General features: G+C 63.5%; 24 protein-coding genes and 1 tRNA gene. 19 read left to right on the top strand and 6 right to left on the bottom strand.

Going from position 1 to position 22,955, the window contains the following annotated elements; all coding sequences use genetic code 11:
* The 6 genes from CFR80_RS07845 to CFR80_RS07820 all read left to right on the top strand — a co-directional run.
* Positions 1-381, top strand: a 381-nt coding sequence (locus CFR80_RS07845; RefSeq protein WP_181418177.1) for an ATP-binding protein, incomplete at its 5' end; no start/stop codon positions are given.
* Between the two features lie 266 nt (positions 382-647).
* A complete protein-coding gene (locus tag CFR80_RS07840; protein WP_110507206.1) occupies positions 648-1,229 on the top strand; it encodes a chromosome partitioning protein in 582 nt (193 codons plus the stop codon).
* Positions 1,226-1,363, top strand: coding sequence for a hypothetical protein (locus CFR80_RS19250; RefSeq protein ID WP_010514053.1), 138 nt, complete (start codon positions 1,226-1,228; stop codon positions 1,361-1,363). The genes CFR80_RS07840 and CFR80_RS19250 overlap by 4 nt, the downstream gene beginning before the upstream one ends.
* On the top strand, positions 1,360-1,611 hold the full coding sequence (locus CFR80_RS07835; protein ID WP_110507205.1) for a hypothetical protein: 252 nt from the start codon (positions 1,360-1,362) through the stop codon (positions 1,609-1,611). The genes CFR80_RS19250 and CFR80_RS07835 overlap by 4 nt, the downstream gene beginning before the upstream one ends.
* Complete coding sequence (locus CFR80_RS07830; RefSeq protein ID WP_010514051.1) at positions 1,608-1,844, top strand: hypothetical protein; 237 nt, start codon at positions 1,608-1,610, stop codon at positions 1,842-1,844. The genes CFR80_RS07835 and CFR80_RS07830 overlap by 4 nt, the downstream gene beginning before the upstream one ends.
* A gap of 171 nt (positions 1,845-2,015) precedes the next feature.
* Positions 2,016-3,203 (top strand): tyrosine-type recombinase/integrase, encoded by a 1,188-nt coding sequence (locus tag CFR80_RS07820; protein WP_258367744.1) that lies wholly within the window; start codon positions 2,016-2,018, stop codon positions 3,201-3,203.
* Positions 3,204-3,296: 93 nt separating this feature from the next.
* Here CFR80_RS07820 and CFR80_RS07815 read toward each other — a convergent pair.
* Positions 3,297-3,371: transfer RNA gene (locus tag CFR80_RS07815), tRNA-Met, on the bottom strand.
* A gap of 176 nt (positions 3,372-3,547) precedes the next feature.
* On the opposite strand from CFR80_RS07815, the gene CFR80_RS07810 reads away from it, so the two are divergent.
* A complete protein-coding gene (locus tag CFR80_RS07810; RefSeq protein WP_010514047.1) occupies positions 3,548-4,777 on the top strand; it encodes a mechanosensitive ion channel family protein in 1,230 nt (409 codons plus the stop codon).
* A 140-nt stretch (positions 4,778-4,917) separates the two neighbouring features.
* Here the strand turns inward: CFR80_RS07810 and CFR80_RS07805 are convergent, their stop codons facing one another.
* On the bottom strand, positions 4,918-5,760 hold the full coding sequence (locus CFR80_RS07805; protein ID WP_010514046.1) for an undecaprenyl-diphosphate phosphatase: 843 nt from the start codon (positions 5,758-5,760) through the stop codon (positions 4,918-4,920).
* 123 nt (positions 5,761-5,883) lie between these two features.
* Here CFR80_RS07805 and CFR80_RS07800 point away from each other — a divergent pair, with 123 nt between their 5' ends.
* On the top strand, positions 5,884-6,342 hold the full coding sequence (locus CFR80_RS07800) for an MlaD family protein (protein ID WP_042658820.1): 459 nt from the start codon (positions 5,884-5,886) through the stop codon (positions 6,340-6,342).
* 21 nt (positions 6,343-6,363) lie between these two features.
* Here CFR80_RS07800 and CFR80_RS07795 read toward each other — a convergent pair whose 3' ends face one another.
* Complete coding sequence (locus CFR80_RS07795) at positions 6,364-7,458, bottom strand: hypothetical protein (RefSeq protein WP_010514043.1); 1,095 nt, start codon at positions 7,456-7,458, stop codon at positions 6,364-6,366.
* Entirely contained in the window at positions 7,455-8,030 is a 576-nt protein-coding gene (locus tag CFR80_RS07790; RefSeq protein ID WP_010514042.1) for a DedA family protein, read from the bottom strand. Before CFR80_RS07790 ends, CFR80_RS07795 begins: the two co-directional genes overlap by 4 nt.
* A 268-nt stretch (positions 8,031-8,298) precedes the next feature.
* On the opposite strand from CFR80_RS07790, the gene CFR80_RS07785 reads away from it, so the two are divergent.
* The 10 genes from CFR80_RS07785 (at position 8,299) to CFR80_RS07740 (ending at position 20,338) form a co-directional block, all read left to right on the top strand.
* Positions 8,299-9,324 (top strand): lytic murein transglycosylase, encoded by a 1,026-nt coding sequence (locus CFR80_RS07785; RefSeq protein WP_029329405.1) that lies wholly within the window; start codon positions 8,299-8,301, stop codon positions 9,322-9,324.
* Positions 9,321-10,598, top strand: coding sequence for a D-alanyl-D-alanine carboxypeptidase family protein (locus CFR80_RS07780; protein WP_048856681.1), 1,278 nt, complete (start codon positions 9,321-9,323; stop codon positions 10,596-10,598). The genes CFR80_RS07785 and CFR80_RS07780 overlap by 4 nt, the downstream gene beginning before the upstream one ends.
* A 3-nt stretch (positions 10,599-10,601) precedes the next feature.
* Positions 10,602-11,246, top strand: coding sequence for a dTMP kinase (gene tmk / locus CFR80_RS07775; protein ID WP_010514039.1), 645 nt, complete (start codon positions 10,602-10,604; stop codon positions 11,244-11,246).
* Complete coding sequence (locus CFR80_RS07770) at positions 11,239-12,201, top strand: DNA polymerase III subunit delta' (RefSeq protein ID WP_010514038.1); 963 nt, start codon at positions 11,239-11,241, stop codon at positions 12,199-12,201. The genes tmk and CFR80_RS07770 overlap by 8 nt, the downstream gene beginning before the upstream one ends.
* On the top strand, positions 12,198-13,736 hold the full coding sequence (gene metG, locus CFR80_RS07765; RefSeq protein ID WP_010514037.1) for a methionine--tRNA ligase: 1,539 nt from the start codon (positions 12,198-12,200) through the stop codon (positions 13,734-13,736). The genes CFR80_RS07770 and metG overlap by 4 nt, the downstream gene beginning before the upstream one ends.
* Positions 13,733-14,530, top strand: coding sequence for a TatD family hydrolase (locus CFR80_RS07760; RefSeq protein ID WP_010514036.1), 798 nt, complete (start codon positions 13,733-13,735; stop codon positions 14,528-14,530). The genes metG and CFR80_RS07760 overlap by 4 nt, the downstream gene beginning before the upstream one ends.
* Positions 14,531-14,533: 3 nt before the next feature.
* On the top strand, positions 14,534-15,319 hold the full coding sequence (locus CFR80_RS07755; RefSeq protein ID WP_010514035.1) for an MBL fold metallo-hydrolase: 786 nt from the start codon (positions 14,534-14,536) through the stop codon (positions 15,317-15,319).
* A 204-nt stretch (positions 15,320-15,523) separates the two neighbouring features.
* Complete coding sequence (guaB, locus tag CFR80_RS07750; RefSeq protein ID WP_010514034.1) at positions 15,524-17,026, top strand: IMP dehydrogenase; 1,503 nt, start codon at positions 15,524-15,526, stop codon at positions 17,024-17,026.
* A 37-nt stretch (positions 17,027-17,063) separates the two neighbouring features.
* Complete coding sequence (locus CFR80_RS07745; protein ID WP_048856676.1) at positions 17,064-18,359, top strand: RsmB/NOP family class I SAM-dependent RNA methyltransferase; 1,296 nt, start codon at positions 17,064-17,066, stop codon at positions 18,357-18,359.
* A 113-nt stretch (positions 18,360-18,472) separates the two neighbouring features.
* A complete protein-coding gene (locus CFR80_RS07740; RefSeq protein WP_042658819.1) occupies positions 18,473-20,338 on the top strand; it encodes a cation:proton antiporter in 1,866 nt (621 codons plus the stop codon).
* Here CFR80_RS07740 and CFR80_RS07735 read toward each other — a convergent pair.
* Positions 20,325-20,780: a L,D-transpeptidase family protein gene (locus CFR80_RS07735; protein WP_010514031.1), complete on the bottom strand. Its 456-nt coding sequence runs from the start codon at positions 20,778-20,780 to the stop codon at positions 20,325-20,327. The two genes, CFR80_RS07740 and CFR80_RS07735, sit on opposite strands and share 14 nt — an antisense overlap.
* 220 nt (positions 20,781-21,000) lie before the next feature.
* On the opposite strand from CFR80_RS07735, the gene CFR80_RS07730 reads away from it, so the two are divergent.
* Entirely contained in the window at positions 21,001-21,720 is a 720-nt protein-coding gene (locus tag CFR80_RS07730) for a response regulator transcription factor (protein WP_026018684.1), read from the top strand.
* Between the two features lie 80 nt (positions 21,721-21,800).
* Here CFR80_RS07730 and CFR80_RS07725 read toward each other — a convergent pair whose 3' ends face one another.
* On the bottom strand, positions 21,801-22,595 hold the full coding sequence (locus tag CFR80_RS07725) for an exodeoxyribonuclease III (RefSeq protein ID WP_029329403.1): 795 nt from the start codon (positions 22,593-22,595) through the stop codon (positions 21,801-21,803).
* Between the last annotated feature and the right edge of the window lie 360 nt (positions 22,596-22,955).

Raw genomic sequence — 22,955 nt, 5'->3', positions numbered from 1 at the left:
GCCATTGGCCGGAGCTGCATCCGCACAGGTCGGCGTGGCCGGTTCTTCAACGTGGTGGACCTGGTCAACCAGCTTGAGGCTGACAGTCGGGCGGCAAGGGCGGGTCGGCTGGCCGAACAACTCGGCCGACTGGACTTTGTCATCCTCGACGAACTGGGATACCTGCCCTTTGCCCAGTCTGGCGGACAGTTGCTGTTCCATATGATCAGCCGCCTTTATGAACAGACCTCGGTCATTGTCACCACGAACCTGTCCTTCGGTGAATGGGCCAGTGTATTCGCCGACGCCAAGATGACCACGGCACTGCTCGACCGTCTGACCCATCACTGCGACATCATCGAGACAGGGAACGAAAGCTGGCGGTTCAGGAACCGTAACTGAACCTCTCTCCAGATCCATACCTGCCCCGGCCTGTCTCCTTACGCCTACGGCTTCAGGAGACAGGCCGGGCCTTCAACAGGGGGTTAATATTGCATGCCGATCAGGGGTTATTTTTGAGTGCCGATTGACATTCTGATTGAGGACAAAAGCCGGACACCCGAAAGCATGCTCAACCGCGCCCTGTTGCAAGCCGAACGGTTTAGCGCAGGCGTACGGCGCCCCTTCCACTACGAGAAGACTAATCCCTTTCAGGTAGAGGTGTCGTCATGACCGACACCCCGATCAAACTGACCAGGCGCGGGCATGACGTGCTGGCCAAAATCCGTACGCGCGCCCTGCATGACGCCCTGCGCGACCAGGAGAAGCAGCCCGCCATGAATGCGGTCCTGACCGCGCTGCTGATCAGCGTCTCGGCTGGATGTCACCTCAAGGCCGATGTGCTGGCGCGGCTGGTGGACAGGGAAGGGGACATTACCATCCCGCCGGCCGGCCAGCTGGTGCGGCTGGCCTGCGAGGTGTTGGCGCGTGATGTCCACATCACACCCGAACACAGGCAAAACACCGTCACGTATTCACAGGACCACTATGCCCGGGCCGAATGGATTGGCGCCCTGATGGATGCCGACTACAGCATGCCCCGCCTCGATACGGCAGAGATACTGGGGGAGATGTCGGGCGATCAACTGCGCGCCCTGTCCGCGCTTGTTGCGACCCGCCACGGCAAACCGCCCGCCAAGGTTGGGGAACTGCGGGAATGGCTGGTCGGCAAGCTGCCCGACTGGCAGCCCGTACCCTTCCATGCGCCCGGTCCAGTCCGCACACCTTTCCGCGTGATGGAGGAAGCATGATTCACATACCCGATCATCACATCAACCGCATCCGCGACAACCTGCCCACAACGCAGGAAATCGCTGCCCATGTGCTGCTGTTCGGCATCATCTGGGGCGGCCTTGTCCTGATCGTGCTGGAGGCGCTGCCATGAAAAGCAGCCAGCCAACCATGAAGGACAAGGTGCTTGGCGCCCACCGTGACGCGGTCCGGTACACTGGCGCCAGCGCCATCCCTGCCACGACGGTGCGCCGCTTCATGCCCGGCCTGAAACGGCAGAGCCACGTAACCCGCATGCTGAACATTCTGGTCAGTGAGGGAAAGCTGGTCCTGTCCACCAGTCAGGGTCAGTGCGGTTACGCCGTGCCGTCAGCCGCAACACGCAGGCAGGTGATGGCATGAGCGACCTGTCCAGCCATCCGCTCCTGCAGGGGCTCGAATTCGGCAAAGAGATCTACAGCGTCGAAATCCACGGCAATGGCCGGGGAGAATATGTCGGCATCACGCGCGAGGACGATGGCCCGTGCTGCATTGTCTTCCGGGGCAGTCTTGTCACTGAGAACGGCCGGAAGCTGATCCGGGCGCGCGGTACGCAGGCTTGGACTTCTGACAAGCGGAAGGACGATACGAGATGAAGGACGCATCACGCCTGCCATATTGGCCGCGTGCCATGAGCGAGGAACTGGCGGCCGCGTATGCCGGCGGCATTAGTGTCACAACGCTGCGGCGAGAGGTGGCCGAAGGCAATGCGCCGAAGCCCCATCATATCTCCGGCCGCCGGGTCGTCTGGTTCATTGAAGAACTGGATGCCTGGATGGACCGGATCAAGGGGCAGACTATCTCATCTCAGCCCGAAAAGAAGCAGACAACAAATTCATGGACTGCTGCGGCTGCAGCGGCAGGGAAGACCAGTGGCCAACGTCGTTCTACCTTACGTTAATACCTATCAGGCCCGTCGCAAAAAATACGCTTATTATCGCCGGCATGGTGTTCGCCTGCGGATCGCGGGCGAGATCGGCAGCCCTGAGTTTCTGAAGTCCTACCAGGAAATCCATAACCGTTTTGAGCAAAGCGAAAGGCCTCGGCCGGGCATTATTCCCGGCAGTCTGGCCGAACTGATTGCCCGCTATCGGGGAACACCGGAATGGACGCAGCTCAAGCCCAGCACGCGGAAGGACTATGAAAAGTTTCTCCAGCCGCTGGAGGATGATTTCGGCATGGCGCTGGTGTCTGATCTGGACAGGGCTGCCGTAAGGCTGGTCCGGGATCGCTACGCATTCCGTCCCGGCCGGAAAGAAGGGGATGACCCGATTCCCAGCCCGCGTCGTGCCAACAAGACGGTATCGATGCTCTCGATCCTGATGAGCTACGCCATCGAGATCGGCATGCGTTCCGATAACCCGGCCCTTCGTCCCAAACGGCTCAAGACCGGTCCGGGATATCGCGCATGGACGCGTGAGGAAATTCAGACCTTCCTGCGGGAAAAGCCGCAGTTTCGGCTGCCCCTTCTGCTTGCGCTAGGTACGGGGCAACGCGGGATCGACCAGATTGCCATGACCTGGAGCGCCTTTGATGGGGACGTGATCGAGGTCGTGCAGGAGAAGACGGGCGCCAAGGTATGGATACCTTGCCATCCCGAACTGAAAATCGTCCTCGAAAGGGAACTGACGCTTCGGACCGCGGATACCATCCTGACACACATACCGGGCAGGCCGTGGGAACTAGGGCAGTTTCAATCCGCTGTCAGTAAGGCCATCCGGTCTGCTGGGCTGAAAGGAATCGTGTGGCATGGCCTGCGGGCGACAGCGGCATCATGGTTGGCGGAAATGGGATGCACGGAACGGGAAATCATGGCGATCACAGGACACACTACGGCCGCATCTGTGAGCGTATATGTGCGTCATGCCGAGCAGAAAACCCGCGCGGTGAATGCCATCGCCAAGCTCTCCAATCGCGCCCTGGAGCAGCGGCAGGAAAAGAGGGGGAGTGACTAACATTTCTAAACAGGGGAGAGAAAGTGACTAACAACCATACCGGCCAAGCCGTAGAAAAGTTGTCTAAGTCCTTGAGGATAAACCCTAACGTGATGGTAGCGGTGGACGGATTTGAACCGCCGACCAAGGGATTATGATTCCCCTGCTCTACCGCTGAGCTACACCGCCATCGCGTTAGGATGAGTGCGAAATACCCGCGCTGTTGGGGCAAGTCAACCCGTGTTTTGAAAACAGGACTGAAAAGACGCAAAAACCGTCCCGATTTGTCACATCCCCCCAACAGGGGGTACTAGTGAGGATCCACACATACCCTGCAAACAACCGGAAAAGGCTGCGCATCCTTCGTGAAAACAGAATTCCTGGCACTCCTGACCAAGATCCGGCACCTCTTCGGGTGGCTGCCGGGACTGCTGTCCTCCATACTCATGCTGTGCGTGGCGGGACTGGTGGCGGAGATGTTCAGCCGGTTCATCACGAAGCTGATCCTGCGCATACCGGGACAGAAGCGCGGGGCCTTCGTGCGGTCGTTCACCATGGCCATGCAGCGCCCCGTGCGTATCATGCTGGTGATCGTGTTTGTGGGCACGGCGCTGCCGGTGTCGGGCCTGCCCTATGACATCATGCAGGCCACCACGCATACGCTGGTTGTGCTGTTCGTGCTGATGTTGGGATACGCGGCGGTGGTTGCTACCCGCATCCTGTCCGATGCTTACCTCAAGCGGATCAATGGCAAGGACGACAAGGACGACATCCTGCTGCGTACCCACATGACGCAGGTGCGTGTGCTGCGGCGCACGACGGACCTGCTGATCGGGCTGCTGACCATAGGTGCGGCGCTGATGACGTTCGAACCGGTGCGGCAGTATGGCCTCAGCCTGTTCGCCTCGGCGGGGGCTGCGTCACTGGTTGTCGGTCTTGCGGCCCGTCCGCTACTGACCAACCTGTTTGCGGGCATGCAGATCGCCATGACGCAGCCCATCCGCATGGAAGACCTCATCATCATCAATGGCGACTGGGCATGGGTGGAGGAAATCACCTCCACCTATGTCGTGCTGCGGGTGTGGGACTGGCGGCGGCATATCGTGCCGATTTCCTATTTTCTTGAAAACACGTTCCAGAACTGGACGCATAATTCCGCCGCGCTGATCGGGGTTGTATTCCTGTATGTGGATTTCAACGCGCCCATGGACCGCATTCGCGAACGCCTGCGCGAAATCGTGCATTCCGCCCCGTTGTGGGATGGAAAGGAATTCGCGGTGCAGGTGGCGGACTGCAATGCGCAGGTCATGACGATCCGCGTGATCGCCAGCGCACGCTCGGCCATGCAGAGCTGGGACCTGCGGTGCGAAATCCGCGAGCAGATACTGGCCTTCCTGCGCGATGAATGTCCCGAGGCCCTGCCGCGTGAGCGCATATCGCACGTGGCCTCGGCTTCCGGACTGGATGTAATGGGGGATCCGGGCATGCTGTCGCCGCCCATCAGGCGTCCGCCGCCCGGTGCCTATTTGGGGCCGCGTAACGGCGCGGGCGGGGGCGGCATGGGATCGAGTGACGGCGGGCAGGGCCACGGCTGAGCGCGCCGCCCCCGAACCATCAGGTCGGTAATGAAGACGTTTCTGGTGATGCGCGTTCAGACAGCTTCCGGGAACCGCCCTTTCTGACAAAAAGGCGGCACCTGGAAACCTGTCTCGGTGACCTGTCCTGATGCTGCCTGTCAGAAAGACAGGTAAGCAAACGCGGCCACACCGGCCACGATGCAGTACCATCCGAACGGACGCAGGGCCCAGTCCTCATGGTCGCGGAAATACCGCATGAGGATGCCGGTGCACACCAGCGCCACGACCGCCGCCACAATGGAGGCGATGATGGCCATGTGCATCTGTTCGGGCTGGGGGGGCGCATGGCGCAGCTTCAGCGCCTCCAGCACGGTGGCGGCCAGAATAACCGGCTGCGCCATGAGGAAGGCGAACCGCGCCGAATTCTCATGTGACAGCCCGCGCAGCAGTCCCCCCACGATACATGCCCCCGAACGTGACAGGCCGGGGAAGAACGCCAGGCACTGGAACAGTCCGATCACCAGCGCTTCCCCAAACCCCAGCGAGGCAAGGGAGCGGTTGCTGGCGGGCAGCAGGCCGGCGCGCATCCGGTCCACCAGTAGCAGCATGACACCGTTCAGCGTCAGGAACACCGCCGCGTAACGCGCCGTGCCGAACAGGCTGCGGATGGCGTGTTCAAACAGTCCGCCAATCAGCACGGCGGGAATGGTGGCCACGATCAGCAGCGCAAGTATGCGGATGCTGTCCATCTGTATGGTGACGCCATGACGTCCGGCAGCCCCTGTGAACAGCGCCACCCAGTCGCGCCAGAAGAAAACCAGAAGTGCAATGCATGTGCCCAGATGCAGCATGACCAGCAGGGGCAGGAACATTTCCCCATGCAGGTCGAGCGGCCAGTGCAGGATGGCGGGCACGATGGCCGCGTGCCCCAGGCTGCTTATGGGAAACTGTTCTGTGGAACCCTGAATGATTGCAATGATAATAGCTTGGATGAGTGTCATTGTCCCCCCGTCCATGACGCAGTAGGATGAAAAGAGAAGGCAAGGCGTAGCGCCGGTCCCACATTGCCCGGCATTGCGGCGGATTTCGGGATGGCGCGTGGCCGTATCGGGCGGGGAGCCATCATGGCAAGGCAGAGAAGTGGCGCGATCATATCCAGCGGGCTTGTCCTTCTGGTTGCGGGAGGGTTCTGTATCTACGCCCGGGCATCGCAAAGTGGTGGATCACAGGACCGTTATCCTGTTACCGCGCGCTTCATTTCCGCAAACGGGCTGGCGGTCGGGGCCGATGTGGACATGGATGGCGTGCCCGTGGGGCGCGTGACCTCCATCGCGCTGGACCCGACAACCTACATGGCCAATGTCGGCTTCACGGTGGACCGTACATTGCCGCTGCCGGAAGACACAACCCTTTCGATAGGTAGCCCGACGCTGACGGCGGACACCGCCCTGCTGGTGCAGCCGGGGCAGTCGGCGGACCGGCTGAAGCCCGGCGCGGTCATTACAAATACGCGTGAGCCGCTCAGCCTGGAACAGCAGGTCAGCAATTACATCTTCGGCAACGGCGGCCTGCCCGCCAACTGATGGCGGGCGCCTCCGTCCCGTTCAGTCATTCAGCGGGTAGGACGCCATAAGCCTGCGCTGGCGCAGCCACGCGCGCAGCATGGCCATGGCCCCGCTGCTTTTCCATCCCTCGCGCCGCTTTTTTGCGCCGATGCGGAAGGTCTCGCGGTAATGCATGAACTGCGTGGTGTAGGCATCGCGCAGGGTGGTGCGTGCGTCCCAGATATGGGTGGCTTCGGAGCCGACGCCGTTGATTTCGATGATCTGGAAATCCTCGCCCTTGCGCAGGCTGGCCAGGCTGCGGGCCTTGGCGTCGATCCGGCCGAAATGGAAATCGGGAATATCGCGCATGATGGCGTTCACCCGCGCGCTCAGTTCGGGGGTAATGTCCACCGCGCGGTCGTGGAAGATAGAGCCCTTGCAGTGATTGCCCGCGAAGACCAGCGGCAGCGACTGGCCCGCTGGCGGCACTTCATGCAGCCGCGCCTTCAGCCGGGGCAGGTAGATGTGGGGAACAAGGCGGGTGCGGGCATCGGCGTGGACCAGTTCCTCCACCGTGGAGGTGCCATCCCCCGTCAGGCACGGCACTTCCTTGTAGGTCAGGGAGGTGATGCGGCCTTCCGCCTCGTCGGGGTGGCGGATGTAGAACAGCCCGACCTCGTGCCCGTACGGGATCAGGTGCTGCAGCATGACCGGCACGCCGCGCCCGAACGCGGCCAGCCCCGCGCGCAGGCTGTCCTCGTCGCGCATGATCCGCACGCCGCTCCCATTGCACCCGATGTCGGGCTTGAGCACGACGGGAAAGGACAGGCCCGCCCCCTTCATCGCCGCCAGCGCGCGCGGCAGGTCGTCGTGCCCCGTGGTCAGCACGGCATAGGGGGCGATCCATCTGCGGGCCTCGTCCCCCGCCATGTCCAGGATCGAGCTCTTGCTTTCCCCGCACAGGCCGCCGGTCTCGATACGCGGGTTGGCGGCGGTGGGCAGGCTGAAATCACGGTGCCACAGCCCCAGTATGATCCAGTATAGCACGATGGGCGTGTAGAAGATCCATCCCGGCCAGAATTCGAACGAGGAAACCGTCGGCCCCCCGGCCTGCTTGGCTGACCTGCTGTCAATGGCTGTGGTTACGTCGGTCATCGGGTCTCATTACTTTGCAAACGTGCGATCATGCGGCTGATCAGGAAAATGGTCAGGACGAAACCGGCCATGCCCGCCCATTTCCACGTTCCCAGATGATCGATCAGGAACTGCCCCACCTGCAGCGAGACAAGGAACAGCATGGAGGTCCATATCAGGGTCGCCAGTACCGCCGCGATACAGAACAGCCCGAACCGCGCGCGGAAGAAACCACACGCGGTGTAAAGCGGCAAGCGCGCGCCGGGCACGAAGCGGCTGATGAACACGATACGGAATACGTTGCGGTCGAACCACTGCCCTTCCTGCGCGCCACCGGGCAGGGTGATCCACCGCCGGGCGGGGGGCCACAGCGCCGCCAGCCTGCCCATGCCGTACAGCCCCATGTCCCCCACGACGATGCCGATATACAGCGCCACAAGGGCGACCATGACATCGACATGTCCTGTGCGCACCTGCATGGCGGTCATGATGGTCGCGGCGTCTTCCAGTATGAACGTGCCGATGATGATGGCCAGCGCCTGCATGACGGGCGACGCCCCGGCCGCCATGAGGTAGGCGGTCAGCGTTGGCATGCGGACAGTTCCAGCGCGTCCCGATCATGCGGGAAAGGAAAACCGTGACTACGCAAGCACAAGCCCTTCAGTCGGCCCGGCATGCGGGCAGGGGAAAACATTGGTCATGAACCGACCAACGGGAAATAGCGGTGGGCGTTCTTGTGACATGCTTCGCCTGTCGTCACAAACGCGAAATTGTATCGCAGGGTGTCTCATGGCCATGGCCGCCGGGCGTGGATGCAAGTCAGACATTGAAACGGGCGCAAGGCCGTGGCACAGCATCGGTATGCTTGTACGTCGCCGCCTTCTCCATGCCGCCGCCGCCTCGATTGCCGGGGCCGGTGCCTCATGGCTGCTGCCCGCGCGTGCGGCGCACCACCATGCGCCGGCCACGTCCGCTACGGGCGGCGGAACGGGTGATTACGCCACGTTTCTCGCCACCGTGCGGCGTGATGCGATTCGCCAGGGGCTGACGGCGGATGCCGTGACGCGGGCGCTGGACCTGTCCGCGCCCAACCCGCAGGTCATACAGCGTGACCGCACCCAGCCTGAATTCCACCTGACATGGGCGCAGTACCGCGACCGTGTGGTGACGCAGCGCAAGATTGCGGATGGCCGCGCCGCCTTCGCGCAGCAGCGCACGATTCTGGAACAGCAGGTCCTGACCCGGTACGACGTGGCCCCGGGCGCGGTGATGGGCATATGGGGGCTGGAATCGGCCTATGGCGCGCTGACCGGCAAATTCGCGGTGGTGGACGCACTGTGCACCCTGGCGTTCGAGGGACGGCGCGCGAAATTCTTCCATGACGAACTGTTCCACGCGCTGTCGATCCTTAATGCAGGCGACATTACCCCCGACCTCATGACCGGCAGTTATGCCGGGGCGATGGGACAGCCGCAGTTCATGCCGTCGGCCTACCTGAAATACGCCGTTGACATCGATGGCGACGGACGGCGTGACATCTGGCATTCCGTGCCGGACATATTCGGCTCCATCGCCAACTACCTTACCGGGTCAGGCTGGGTGGGGGGCGAAAGCTGGGGCCAGCAGGTGATCGTGCCCGATAGCGTGGCGCAGTCCATGCTGGGCCGTACCCAGACGCGCACGCTGGCGGAATGGATGGCCATGGGCGTGCGCCAGATGGGGGGCGCGCCCTTTGACCGTCCCACCGATACCGGCGCCGTGCTGCGGCCCGACGGGCCGGGGGGCGAGGCCTTCATGGTCTATCGTAATTTCGCCGCGATCCGTCGCTACAATCCATCTGATTTCTATGCGCTGGCCGTTGGCCTGCTGGGGAACGAAATCGCGTGACGGACCCTGTCACCCCGGCCGTGGCCGCGCGCCCGGCCGGTACCTACCGGACCAAGGATACAATGCACACCCGACGTTTCCTTCTGGCTGGCGCCACCAGCCTTCTTGTATCCACCCCGGCATGGGCCGCCAGCCGCCGCCGCCATCCCGCAGCCACCGCGGCGGCCGCACCGGCGCCCGTAATCCCGTCCTCGCCGGCCAACAGCCTGATCGGGCCGATCGACACCATTGCGCGGTGGGCGTGCATCGTCGATTACACCACGGGCGCGGTCATACTGGAAAAGGCGGCGGATGAACGCATGCCGCCGTCCTCGCTGACCAAGATGATGACGGCCTATGTCGTATTCAGCATGCTGCGTGCGGGCAGGCTGACCCTGGAGCAGATGCTGCCGGTCAGTGAAAAGGCGTGGCGTATGCAGGGGTCGAAAATGTTCGTGCCGCTGCGCGGGTCGGTTGCGGTGTCCGACCTGATACAGGGTATGGTGATCCAGTCGGGCAACGATGCCTGTATCGTGCTGGCCGAAGGCATTGCCGGGTCGGAAGACCAGTTTGTCGGCATGATGAACGCGCAGGCCGCGCAGCTGGGCATGACCAACAGCCATTTCCTGAACGCCACGGGCTGGCCGATGGATGGGCATTACATGTCGGCACGCGATGTGGCGACCATTGCCATGCACCTGATCCACGACTTCCCCGAATATTATCATTTCTTTTCGGAAAAAAGCTTCACCTTTAACAAGATATCGCAGGAAAACCGCAACGCGCTTGTGGTCAGGGGTGTCGCTGACGGACTGAAGACCGGCCATACCGATGCCGGTGGCTTCGGCCTGTGCGCCAGTGCCGAACGCAGCGGTAACCGGGTGGTCATGGCCATTAATGGCCTGCCCAGCAGCAATGCCCGCGCCAATGAAGGCGAGCGGCTGTTTGAATGGTCGTTCGTCAATTTTGAAAACGCGACCCTGATTCATAATGGCGCGGTGGTGGACAACATTCCGGTCTGGCTGGGACAGTCCCCGACCGTGCCGGTGATCGCCACCCGTGACGTGACCCTGACGCTGCCCCATGGCTGGCAGAACCGGGTGCATGTCAGCATGGATTACCGCAGCCCGGTGCCGGCCCCCGTCACGGCGGGACAGCAGCTTGGTGAACTGGTCATTGCCAATACGGGCCTTGCCGAAATCCGGGTCCCGCTGGTCGCGGGGGCTGCGGTGCCCAGGCTGGGGCTTATGGGCCGTGCGACGGCGGTACTGGGTCGCAAGCTGGGCCACGGATAGGCCATGTCCGGTCTGTTCATTACGTTTGAAGGCGGCGAGGGGGCGGGCAAGTCCACGCAGGCCCGGCTGCTGGCCGATCACCTGTGCGCGCTGGGGCTGGATGTGGACCTGACGCGGGAGCCGGGCGGCACGCCGGGGGCAGAGGCCCTGCGGGACTTCCTGCTGTTTGGCGGCCACGACCTGTCGCCCCGGGCCGAGGTCATGGCCCATTTCGCTGCACGCGCCGACCATGTCGACCGCCGCATCGCCCCGGCGCTTGCGGCGGGAAAGGTGGTGGTGTGCGACCGTTTTACCGATTCCACCGAAGCCTATCAGGGATACGGCCTGGGGCAGGGGGATCCGGCGCTGCTGGAGATGATTGCCCGGCTGCGCGGGCTGATTCCGGTTGTGCCGGAACTGACCCTTGTCCTGCAGGTGTCGCCCGCCATTGCCGCCGCCCGCATGGCCGCGCGCGGCAATGGCCGCACGGACCGGTATGAGGCACTGGACACCGCCTTTCACGCCCGCGTGGCGGCCGGTTTTGACGCCATTGCCCGGCGGGATGACACGCGGTGCCGCCGGATTGACGCCAGTGCGGCAACCGCAGCGGTGCAGGACGACATTCGCGCCATTGTGGCCCCGTACCTGAACCGGGTCGCCGATGCCTGACCCACGCGCCTGCCGCCGGCTGCTGGGGCATGACGCGGCGTGGCAGGAATTCCTGTCGGTCATCCGCACCGGCAGGCTGCACCATGCCTGGCTGCTGACCGGGCCAGAGGGGATCGGCAAGGCCACCATGGCCTTCATGATGGCGCGTACCCTGCTGGGCGCGCAGGACCATGACAGCCCTGTGGGCCGGCGCGTTACGGCGGGCACCCATGCCGACCTGCTGGTGGTCGCGCGTGGTATGGATGAAAAGCGCCACCGCCCGCGCCGCGAGATCGTGGGTGATGACATCCGCCCCATATCGGCCTTCCTGCGTCGCACGGCGGCGGAAGGGGGATGGCGCGTCGTGATTGTCGATGGCGCGGAATACATGAACCGCACGGCGGCCAATGCCATCCTCAAGATCCTTGAGGAACCGCCAGAACGCGCGATCCTGATCCTGACCACATCGGTGCCCGGCCGGTTGCTGCCCACCATCCGCAGCCGCTGCCGGGTGCTGGCGCTGTCCCCGCTGGATGACGCGGCCATGCGCGCGGTGCTGGCGGACATGCCATCCGCCCCCATGGCGGAACAGGTTGCGCGTATCCTGCCGCTGGCCCACGGCGCGCCAGGGCGGGCGGCTGGCCTGCTGGCGGGGAATGCGGCGGAACTGGCCGATATCGTGGCTGCCGTGATGGATGGCACGGTGGGCGACGCGGCCGGATATGACATTGCCGAACAGGTGGTCCGGCGCGAAAATGGCTTTTGCGTCTTTTTCGATCTGCTGTGTGATGCCATATCAGACAGGACGCGTAATCTCGCCCTCGGCGCGGAGCGGGGGCGCGAGGGGGATCCGCACCCGGCCCGACTGGCCCTGCTGTGGCAGGACATGGTACGGCTGCGCGCGGAAACCGAACAATTCAATCTGGATAAACTGCAGGCGGTCCTGACGGCGCTTGCGCGGGTGAGTGGAACATGACACGGCGCTACTACGTCACAACACCAATCTATTACGTGAACGGGGCGCCGCATATTGGCCACGCCTATACATCGGTCGCGGCCGACGTGATCGCGCGGTTCAAGCGTCTGGCGGGGTTTGACGTCTTTTTCCTGACCGGCACGGACGAACACGGGCAGAAGGTGGAACAGGCCGCACAGGCGGCGGACATGACCCCCATTGCCTTTGCCGACAGGGTGGCCGCCGATTTCCGTGACATGTACGATAAAATGGCCATTTCGTACGATGATTTCATCCGCACTACCGAACCGCGCCATGCTGATGGGGCGCAGGCGCTGTGGAAGAAGCTGGAGGAAAACGGCCACATCTACCTTGGCGCGTATGAAGGCTGGTACGCCACGCGCGACGAGTGCTTCTATGGCGAGGAAGAACTGGTCGACGGCCCGGACGGCAAGAAGGTCGCCCCCACGGGCGCTGCCGTTGAATGGGTGAAGGAGCCGTCATATTTCTTCAGGCTGTCTGACTTTGCGGACAGGCTGCTGGAACTGTATGAAACCCGCCCCGGCTTCATCGAACCAGCCAGCCGCCGTAACGAGGTGGCAAGTTTCGTGAAGCAGGGCCTGCGCGACCTGTCCATCAGCCGCACCAGCTTTAACTGGGGCATTCCCGTGCCGGGCGACCCGAAGCATGTGATGTATGTGTGGGTGGATGCGCTGGCCAACTACCTGTCCGCCGTGGGCTATCCCGATGAGACCGCCCCGCGCTGGGATTTCTGGCCCGCCAACCTGCATCTGGTGGGCAAGGACATCCTGCGTTTCCATGCCATTTACTGGCCTGCCTTGCTGATGGGGGCGGGGCTGGAGCTGCCCCGGCGCGTGTTCTCGCACGGGTGGTGGACCATCGAAGGCCAGAAGATGAGCAAGTCGCTGGGCAACGTGGTGGACCCGCGCGACCTGGTAACGGAATTCGGCCTCGACCCGATCCGGTTTTTCCTGATGCGCGAAATGCCCTTTGGCGGGGACAGCGACCTTAGCCGCCGCGCCATCATCTCGCGCATGAATGTCGAACTGGCCAATGACCTTGGCAACCTGGCCCAGCGCACCCTGTCGCAGATCGCGCGCAACTGTGACGGCAGGCTGCCGGCGCAGGGCACCCGCACGGCCGAGGACACGAAGCTGCTGGCCGCCGCTAGCCTGCTGCCGCAGATCATGCATGACCAGATCGACCGGCAGGCCCTGACCGATGCGCTGGAAGAAGTGTGGAAGGTCATTCGCGCCTGCAACGCCTATATCGACCATCAGGCCCCGTGGAAGCTGAAGAAAACCGATGCCGCCCGCATGGGCGACGTGCTGCGCGTGCTGGCTGATGCGCTGCGTATCATCGCGACCGTGCTGCAGCCCTACATGCCCGGCAGCATGGATAAAATGCTGACCCAGCTTGGTGTGGAAGAGGGCGCGCGGGATTTCGCATCCCTCGACACGCCACTGCCCGCGGGCCGCGAACTGCCCGCGCCACAGGGCATTTTCCCCCGTTATGTCGAACCGGAGGCTTCATGACCCGTTCGGGACTGACCGACTCCCACTGTCACCTTGACCATTTTTCCGATGAGGAAATGCCCGAAATCCTGGCCCGCACGCGTGAAGCCGGGGTGGATGGCATGGTGACCATCGGCACCCGCCTGTCACGCGCGGACCAGCAGAAGAAGCTGGCCACGCTGGATACGCCCGACCTGCGGGTGTGGTGCACCATCGGCACCCATCCCGACCATGTGGATGAGGAAGTGCTGCCCGACGTGGCGGAACTGGTGGCGATGGCCGATGACCCGCGCGTGGTGGGGATCGGGGAAAGCGGGCTGGACTATTTCCACGGCCAGCCCGACATCCGCCCCAGACAGCATGAAAGCTTCCGCGTGCATATCGACGCCGCCCGGCGCACCGGGCTGCCGCTGGTGATCCACACGCGTGAAGCCGATGACGATACGCTGGGCATCCTGCGGGACGAGACTGCGCGTAACGGGGCGTTTCCGTTCCTGATCCACTGCTTCTCATCCGGGCCGGACCTTGCGCGCGGGGCGCTGGAACTTGGGGGATATATCAGCTTCTCCGGCATTGCGACGTTCAACCGTGCGCAGTCGGTGCGTGATGTGGCGAAGGACGTGCCCGCAGACCGGCTGCTGGTCGAAACCGATTCCCCCTACCTTGCCCCGGTGCCGCGCCGCGGCAAGAGGAACGAGCCGGGATACGTGGCCTACACGGCCCGTATGCTGGCGGAACTGCGTGGGGTGGAGGATGCCGCGTTCGCGGAACTGACCACGCGCAATTTCAGCCGCCTGTTCAGCCGGGCGGTCTGACACATGGAAATGATCATCCTTGGCTGCGCCGGTTCGGCTGGCGTGCCCATGCTGGGCGGCCCGGATGGGGCAGGGGACTGGGGCGAATGCGATCCGAACGAGCCGCGTAACCGTCGCACGCGCTCATCCGTGATCATAAGCGACGGGCCGGGGCGGGTGCTGCTGGTGGATACGGGGCCGGACCTGCGTGACCAGCTGCTGGCGCAGCGGGTCGGCGTGGTGGACGCGGTGCTGTACACCCATGCCCATGCCGACCATATCGCGGGGCTGGATGAACTGCGGACCATCAACCGCATCATCGGCGGCGCGCTGCCGGTTTACGGCACGCGGCAGGTGATGGATGAAATCAGCGTCCGTTTTGACTATGCCTTCCGCCCATGGACGCCGCCCCACATCTTCCGTCCTATTCTGGAGGTCAATCACGTGATGCTTCCCTCCACGCAGGTCATGGCGGGGATGGAGGTCAGCGTGTTCGGGCAGTGCCACGGCAGGACCGAAACGCTGGGCCTGCGCGTGGGGCCGATGGCCTACTGCACCGACGTGGCGGAAATGGATGATACGGCGCTGGAGACGCTGCGGGGCGTGGATACATGGGTTGTGGACTGTTTCCAGCGTGATGCCCATTCCTCCCACGGGTGGCTGGCGCGGGTGCTGGAATGGCGTGACATCATCAGTCCGCGCCGCACGGTGCTGACCCATATGGGGCCGGACATGGACTGGGGCTGGATGCAGGCCAACCTGCCCGATGGTGTCGAGGCCGCGTATGATGGCCTGCGCCTGCATGCGTAAGGGTGCGTGACAGGCAATGATGATGGCTTCCGGGGGCTGCCTTTTATGGCAAAGGCGGCATTCCGTGCCAGATTTATGCAATAAAGCGCATCAGGCCCGCGCGTAAGGCTTGCCAGCGGGCACGCAGCCCCGTAAGAGGGAGCGCCAACGGTCGGTGACCCGAGGCGCGGGGAAGCCGCCATCTGCTGACGAGGCCCCTGCATCATGTCTTCCATCCCCAAAAACACACCTGTTCCCCGGCTTGAGGACCGCATCCGCGAAGCCCTTGCCTTTGATGACGTGCTGGTTGTTCCCGACGAATCGAATGTGCTGCCGTCGCAGACATCCACGAAAACCCGGCTGACGCGCAGGATTACGCTCAATATCCCGCTGATTTCGTCAGCCATGGACACCGTGACCGAGGACAGCATGGCCATCGCCATGGCCCAGAACGGCGGCCTTGGCGTCATTCACAAGAATCTCACGATCGAACAGCAGGCCGAGCAGGTCCGCCGCGTAAAGCGTTTCGAATCGGGCATGGTGGTCAATCCCGTCACGGTCTATCCCGACCAGACCCTGGCGGAAGTCAATGCCACCATGTCCCGTCACGGGATCAGTGGCCTGCCGGTGGTCGAGCGCGAGACAAACCGCCTGGTCGGTATCCTGACCAACCGCGATGTCCGCTTCGCCACCGATCCGGCGCAGCGGGTCTATGAACTGATGACGCGAGAAAACCTGGTGACCGTGCGCAACGGTGTGGATCGTGATCAGGCCCGTCAGCTGCTGCACCGCCACCGTATCGAGAAGCTGCTGGTCATTGATGACGAAGACCGCTGCATCGGCCTAATTACCGTCAAGGACATGGACCGCGCGGTGCAGTACCCGCAGGCGAACAAGGACAGCCTTGGCCGCCTGCTGTGTGCGGCGGCCACCGGCGTGGGTGATGATGGGGTGGCGCGTGCGCGCGAACTGATCGCCGCCGGGGTGGACGTGGTGGTGATCGACACCGCGCATGGCCATTCGTCCGGTGTGCTGAAAAGCATCGAGCGGATCCGCGCGATTGAAAACGACATCCAGATCATCGCGGGCAATGTCGCAACGCCCGAGGCCGCGCAGGCGCTGATCGGCGCGGGCGCCGACTGCGTGAAGGTGGGGATCGGGCCAGGGTCGATCTGCACGACCCGCGTCGTTGCCGGCGTGGGCGTACCGCAGTTTTCCGCCGTGATGGAAACCTCCGCCGCCTGTCATGAACTCGACGTGCCCGCCATTGCCGATGGCGGCGTGCGGACATCGGGTGATATCGTCAAGGCGATCGGGGCCGGGGCTGACGTGGTCATGATCGGCTCGCTTCTGGCCGGGACGGAAGAAGCCCCGGGCGAGGTGTTCCTGTACCAGGGCCGGACCTACAAATCCTATCGCGGCATGGGGAGCCTCGGGGCCATGTCCCGCGGGTCGGCCGATCGCTATTTCCAGCAGGACATCAAGGACACGCACAAGATGGTCCCCGAAGGGATCGAGGGCCGCGTGGCTTATAAGGGGGCCATGGGCGCGGTCATCCATCAGCTGGTGGGCGGGCTGCGCGCGGGCATGGGCTATACCGGTTCGGCCACCATTGCCGACCTGCAGCAGCGCGCGCGCTTCCGCCGCATTACGGGGGCGGGCCTGCGTGAAAGCCATGTGCATGACGTGTCCATCACACGTGAAGCCCCCAACTACCGGCAGGACTGATCCTGCCGGTTTCATGACAGCAACGGTTCAATAATCCATGACACCCAGCGCACGGCTTTCCGCCGCCATTGACCTTCTTTCCGCAATGGAGGAGACGCCGCAGCGGCCTGCCGATGCGCTGGCCAATGCCTTTTTCCGCGAACGCCGGTATATCGGTGGCGGCGACCGCCGGGCCATTTCGGCGCGTGTGTGGCGGATCCTGCGGCACTGGCGGCGGTTGCAGTGGTGGATTGAACGTGTCGACATGAACCCGACGCCGCGCCTGCTGGCGCTGGCGATGATGGCGGTCGAACCGCTGGGGCGCGAAAACCCCGATGACCTGTTCACGGGTGAACGCTACGCCCCGCTGGGCCTGACCGGGCCGGAAAGACGGCTGTACGACCAGCTTCGCGACAAGGAGATGACCCACCCCGACATGCCGCGCGCCGTTGCGCTGGAAGTGCCGGACTGGCTTCTGCCCCGGCTGGAGCGGACGTTTGGCGAGGGGCTGGAGGCCGAACTCGCCGCGATGGAGGGGGAGGCGACGCTGGACCTGCGCGTCAACCTGCTGAAATCCGATCGCCCCACCGCGCGCGCTGCGCTGGAGGCGGAAGGAATCGCGGCGCAGGAGACCACGCTGTCGCCATGGGGGCTGCGCCTTGCGGGGCGTCAGCCAGTGACATCGTGCGCGGCCTTTCGCAGTGGCATGGTGGAAATACAGGACGAAGGCAGTCAGCTTGTGGTGGCTGCCGTCGGCGCGCGGCCGGGCATGCGCGTGCTGGATTACTGTGCCGGGGCCGCGGGCAAGACGCTGGGCATGGCCATGACCATGGAGAATCGCGGCCATATCGTGGCATGCGATGTTTCCGAACCCCGGCTGGAGGGCGCGGTGCGCCGCCTGCGCCGCGCGGGCGTTCACAATGCCGAGCGTCATCTGCTGGTTTCGGGCGACCGCTGGGCGCGCCGGCGCAGCGGCAGTTTCGATCGCGTGCTGGTCGATGCGCCATGCACCGGCACGGGCACATGGCGGCGCAACCCCGACGCGCGCCTGCGCCTGCGTGAACAGGACCTGCTGGAACTGACGGCCAAGCAGGCCGACATCATGGACCGCGCGGCGGCCCTTGTCCGCCCCGGCGGGCGCATGGTCTACGCCACGTGCTCCGTCCTGCGTGAGGAAAATGGCGATCAGATCACCGCCTTCCTTGCGCGCAACCCCGCTTTTTCACCGGTCACTCCGGATGGGGTGCACGATGACCTGCCACCGGGGCTGGCGCAGGCGGGGCAGGTGTGCCTGACGCCGCGACAGCACCACACGGATGGTTTTTTTGCTGCCATCATGCAGCGCGATTCCTGATATAATCCAACAGGCGAAACGACACGCTACGATCGCATTCCAGGGCCATGACATAAATCTGGCGCGCGGCAGGGGCGTTTGCGTTTGCACATGCAACAACGCGGGACATGGGAATGCAGGCAACAAACCTGGCAATTGGAATTCTGTGCGTGCTGGGCGGCGGGATCGCGGCACAGTGGGTGGCGTGGCGGTTCAAGCTGCCGGCCATCGTGCTGCTGTTTTCCCTGGGTCTGCTGTTCGGGCCGGGGCTGGGCATCCTGCACCCCGGTGCGGCGATCGGGCCATATTTCCATCCACTTGTGTCCATGGCCGTGGCCTTCATCGTGTTCGAAGGTGGCCTTGCGCTTGATTTCCGCCAGTGGCGTGAATCGGGCGAGGGCGTGCTACGCCTGACGGCGGCGGCCCTGCCCATCAACTGGGTGCTGGGGTCGCTGGCCGCGCATTATGTCGGGCACCTGCCATGGGGCACGTCATGGCTGTTTGGGGCGATCGTGGTGGTGACGGGGCCGACGGTGGTGCTGCCGCTGCTGCGCCATACCAAGCTGCGGCCACGGGTCGCGGCCTTCCTGCGGTGGGAAGCCATCGTCAATGACCCCATTGCGGCCATTCTGGCGACGCTGGTGCTGGAATGTCTGCTGATCCGGCCGCTGCATACGGGGGGCATGTCGCTGGCGGCAATGGAAATCGGGCCGCACCTGCTGTTCGCCACCATGTTTGCCATTGCGTGCGGCATCTTCCCCGCTGTGCTGATCAAGTTCCTGTCCGCGCGCGACATGCTGCCCGAAATCCTGCGTATTCCCATGATCCTTGCCTTCGCCATGGGGGTGGCGGCGGTGTGCAACCTGCTTATGCAGGGGGCGGGGCTGATGGCGGCCACCGTGTTCGGCATGGCGCTGGCCAACCTGCATGTGACCGGCATGTCGGAACTGCAGCGCATCAAGGAATCGCTGGGGGTGATCGTGGTGTCGTGCCTGTTCGTGCTGCTGACGGCGGACCTGCCGCGCGCGCTGCTGACCGAACTGTCGCTGCCCATCATGGCGCTGACGTTCACCGTCATGTTCGTGGTCCGGCCGCTGGGCATTTTCCTGTCCACGATCGGGGCCAGCATGTCATGGCAGGAACGGCTGTTCGTGGGCTGGATCGCGCCGCGCGGGATCGTGGCGGCGGCGGTGGCGGGTGTCGTGGGCCTGCAACTGCACGAAGCGGGGTATCCCGGGGGGGATCTGATCACGCCCGCCGTGTTCGCACTGATCGCCTCGACCATGATCCTGCATGGGTTTTCCCTCCGTCCGCTGGCGCGTGCGTTGCGGCTGACCCTGTCGGATGAACCCGCGCTGGCCATAATGGGGGCCAATGCATGGTCCACCAGCCTGGCCCGCGCCGTGCATGACCGTGGCGTGCCGGTGCTGATGGTCGACACCTATGCCCCCGCCCTGAACAAGGCGGCGGGGTTCGGCATCCCGATCCTGCGCGCGGAGCTGCTGTCGGTTGAAGGGCAGGAAAGCCTGGAGGAACGTCCGGCGGACTACCTGATCGCCACCACACCGGACGCGATCTATAACGGGCTTGTCTGCGCGCGCATGGCGCCCGATCTGGGGCGGCAGCGTGTGTTCCAGGTCAGTCCCGGCCTGGCGCGGCTGGACCTGTATCATGGGCTGAGCCGGGATTCGCGCGGCAAGGTGCTGGGGGAACCGGGGTGGAATTTCTCCTACATCGATTCCCTGTACGCAAAGGGCTGGCGTTTTGGCAGCCATGTCATGGAAGAACATGTGGAGGAAGCCGACCTGCTGGATGGGCCGGGGATGCTGTTCATGATCATCCGCAAAGGCAGCGCGATATGGATATTCTCCGCCGAGGACGCGATTCCGGCGGAACCGGCGGCGGGCGACATCATCGTCATGCTGCTGCCGCCTGCGGTGGCTCCGGCGGCGCCGGTGGCCGCAGTCGTGCCACCGGCCCCCGAACCTATACCGGCCTGACGTCAATTTCCCCCAGTCCCGCCGCCAGCAGGCGCCGCAGCACGGGTTCGGGAAGGGCGATGCAGCCTTCCGTCGGCCGCCCCCCGTCGGGCGGCAGGTGAAGGAAGATTGCGGACCCCGCGCCAGAATGAACCGGGTCGTCGTTATAACCAAGGACCACCACGATGTCGTAAACGTGATCTTCACGCCACAGCCGTTCATGTCGGGCGGGGTGGGGCAGGCTCACATATCGGTTATAATCAGGATGATCGGGATCATCACACCATCCATCCAGAGGGGAGAGCGGTTCCACGGGCAGATGACAAACAGGTGATGGCACCCGGTCGGCGCGATAGAATACGCGCCGTAACGGCAGAATACCGCAGGGAGTGGCGTGATCTCCCTCTGTTTTGCGGTTTTTGACGCCACCCGCGCCGATAATGGCGGGGATGATTTCGCGCATGCAATGCAGTTGTGCATCCAGCCCTGTATTCGTTTGTAAAATAGCGCGTATCATGAATTCCTCTGGATCGGGTCGTATTTATGTTACTCCGGCCTAATCCGGCAGCATACGGCATTATGGCCGTCGGGTCGGTGGCCTGTCGGTGGTGTGGCCGGACATGAACAGCAAGACAGAGACCGCCCCGCTAACGGGACGGGACTAAAGTGATAAAGAGGGTTCGATGGCAGGAGCACGTCCCATACTGATAGCGGACGACGATCAGACATTACGTCAAATGCTCGTTGAACAGCTGCAGATTGATGGTGAATTTGAAGCGATCGAGGCCGGCTCCGTCGCCGAGGCCTGGGAAAAACTGCAGAAACCGGGGGCGCGTTTCGATGCGATCATCCTCGATGTTTCCCTGCCGGACGGGGATGGGCGCGATTTTTGCGCCGACCTGCGCCGCAAGGGAAAGCGTATTCCCATCATCATCCTGACCGGTTCCGATGACGAGACGGACGTCGTGCGCGGCCTTGACGCCGGTGCGAATGATTACGTCGCCAAGCCGTTCCGCATTGCCGAGCTTCTGGCCCGGCTGCGCGCGCAGATGCGTATTTTTGAAAACAGCGAGGACGCGGTCTTTGCGATCGGGCCGTACATTTTCCGCCCGTCCGCCAAGCTGTTGCAGGAAACGGCCAAGAATCGTCGTATCCGCCTGACGGAAAAAGAGGCCGCGATCCTGAAGTTCCTGTACCGTGCGGGCACGCGCCCCGTGCCGCGCCAGGTGCTGCTGAACGAGGTGTGGGGCTACAACGCCGCGGTCACCACGCATACGCTGGAAACGCATATTTACCGCCTGCGCCAGAAGATCGAGCCTGATCCCACCAACGCCACCCTGCTGGTGACGGAAGGGGGCGGCTACCGCCTTGACCCCGAAGGGGGCAAGACCGCCATCGCCTGATGGATGATGGCCCGCATTGCAGGCTATCCTGACGGGCCGCCCGGTTTCGGGCGGCCCGGTCGCGTTCAGGGGCGTTTTTTTCAGGCGTCCAGGTCGATCATGACCGGTACGTGATCCGATGGCTTGTCCCAGTCGCGCGCCGCGCGCAGCACCTGCATGCCGCGCAGGGCGGGTTGCAGGTCGGGCGTAATCCAGACATGGTCCAGTCTGCGGCCGCGGTTGGATTTGCTCCAGTCCCGGTTGCGGTAGGACCACCACGTGTACAGCTTCTCGGTCGCGGGCACGAAATGACGCATGGCATCGACAAAGCCGGTCTGCTGCCATGCCATCAGGCGTTCGGTTTCCGCAGGTGTGTGACTGACGATCTTCAGCAGTTGCTTATGGCTCCACACATCCTGTTCCAGCGGGGCGATGTTCAGGTCGCCCACCAGCACGGTGCGCCGCATGTCCCGGCCGGAAAACCACTGGCGGGCTTCTTCCACGAACGCCAGCTTGTGCGCGAATTTGGGATTTTCCACCGGGTCGGGAATATCGCCGCCCGCCGGGACATAGAAATCATGCACGTCAATCGCGTCAGCGCCCGTACCGTGGCGCACGGCGATATGGCGGCAGTCCCCACGCTGGCACCAGTCCGGCGCGTCCTCCAGCACGGTTACGGGCTGGCGTGACAGGATCGCCACCCCGTTATAGCCCTTCATGCCGCGGAACACGACATGGTCAAACCCCAGCGCCCGTACCGCATCAAGTGGGAACAGGCTGTCGGGTACCTTGGTTTCCTGCAGGCAGACGATATCGGGGGATGTGTCCTGGCACAGCTGGGCCAGCAGGGGCATCCGCAGGCGGAGGGAATTGATATTCCATGTCACAATACGCATATCGGGTGCATTGCCGATCGGGCGCGGGCTGACAAGAATATTTTTGCCCGTCCGTTGCGCGGTGGGGGACAAAAACAGGAACGAATTACAAAAGGCGGCTGATATTCCGCATAAAATGGAAACCGGGTTTTCCACCACGGAGATGCCACAATCTGTCCACCTGTGGGGTTGACAGGGCCTTTTGGGGTCCATGTGGGGTGGGATTTTTTTTCCGGCCCTTGGGGTGTGGAATATAATCTTTTTAAAACAACAGGTTATCGTTAGTGATGTTTTTTTGGGCAATCCAAGTGCAGGAAAGGAAAACCGCCATCCGCACGTTTTTTTCTGCTGCTGCTCCACAGACTTATCCACACCTTCGGT

It is taken from the genome of Komagataeibacter oboediens, assembly GCF_003207815.1.
Lineage (GTDB): Bacteria > Pseudomonadota > Alphaproteobacteria > Acetobacterales > Acetobacteraceae > Komagataeibacter > Komagataeibacter oboediens.
Note: the sequence above shows the minus strand (reverse complement) of the source record. Positions and strands in the feature narration are given on the sequence as shown.

Coding starts and splice junctions, on each gene's coding strand:
- CFR80_RS07840 (WP_110507206.1), top strand. CDS start 648: ATGACCGACACCCCGATCAAACTGACCAGGCGCGGGCATGACGTGCTG.
- CFR80_RS19250 (WP_010514053.1), top strand. CDS start 1,226: ATGATTCACATACCCGATCATCACATCAACCGCATCCGCGACAACCTG.
- CFR80_RS07835 (WP_110507205.1), top strand. CDS start 1,360: ATGAAAAGCAGCCAGCCAACCATGAAGGACAAGGTGCTTGGCGCCCAC.
- CFR80_RS07830 (WP_010514051.1), top strand. CDS start 1,608: ATGAGCGACCTGTCCAGCCATCCGCTCCTGCAGGGGCTCGAATTCGGC.
- CFR80_RS07820 (WP_258367744.1), top strand. CDS start 2,016: ATGCCTGGATGGACCGGATCAAGGGGCAGACTATCTCATCTCAGCCCG.
- CFR80_RS07805 (WP_010514046.1), bottom strand. CDS start 5,760: ATGACACTCATCCAAGCTATTATCATTGCAATCATTCAGGGTTCCACA.
- CFR80_RS07800 (WP_042658820.1), top strand. CDS start 5,884: ATGGCAAGGCAGAGAAGTGGCGCGATCATATCCAGCGGGCTTGTCCTT.
- CFR80_RS07795 (WP_010514043.1), bottom strand. CDS start 7,458: ATGACCGACGTAACCACAGCCATTGACAGCAGGTCAGCCAAGCAGGCC.
- CFR80_RS07790 (WP_010514042.1), bottom strand. CDS start 8,030: ATGCCAACGCTGACCGCCTACCTCATGGCGGCCGGGGCGTCGCCCGTC.
- CFR80_RS07785 (WP_029329405.1), top strand. CDS start 8,299: ATGCTTGTACGTCGCCGCCTTCTCCATGCCGCCGCCGCCTCGATTGCC.
- tmk (WP_010514039.1), top strand. CDS start 10,602: ATGTCCGGTCTGTTCATTACGTTTGAAGGCGGCGAGGGGGCGGGCAAG.
- CFR80_RS07770 (WP_010514038.1), top strand. CDS start 11,239: ATGCCTGACCCACGCGCCTGCCGCCGGCTGCTGGGGCATGACGCGGCG.
- metG (WP_010514037.1), top strand. CDS start 12,198: ATGACACGGCGCTACTACGTCACAACACCAATCTATTACGTGAACGGG.
- CFR80_RS07760 (WP_010514036.1), top strand. CDS start 13,733: ATGACCCGTTCGGGACTGACCGACTCCCACTGTCACCTTGACCATTTT.
- CFR80_RS07755 (WP_010514035.1), top strand. CDS start 14,534: ATGGAAATGATCATCCTTGGCTGCGCCGGTTCGGCTGGCGTGCCCATG.
- guaB (WP_010514034.1), top strand. CDS start 15,524: ATGTCTTCCATCCCCAAAAACACACCTGTTCCCCGGCTTGAGGACCGC.
- CFR80_RS07745 (WP_048856676.1), top strand. CDS start 17,064: ATGACACCCAGCGCACGGCTTTCCGCCGCCATTGACCTTCTTTCCGCA.
- CFR80_RS07740 (WP_042658819.1), top strand. CDS start 18,473: ATGCAGGCAACAAACCTGGCAATTGGAATTCTGTGCGTGCTGGGCGGC.
- CFR80_RS07735 (WP_010514031.1), bottom strand. CDS start 20,780: ATGCGCGAAATCATCCCCGCCATTATCGGCGCGGGTGGCGTCAAAAAC.
- CFR80_RS07730 (WP_026018684.1), top strand. CDS start 21,001: ATGGCAGGAGCACGTCCCATACTGATAGCGGACGACGATCAGACATTA.
- CFR80_RS07725 (WP_029329403.1), bottom strand. CDS start 22,595: ATGCGTATTGTGACATGGAATATCAATTCCCTCCGCCTGCGGATGCCC.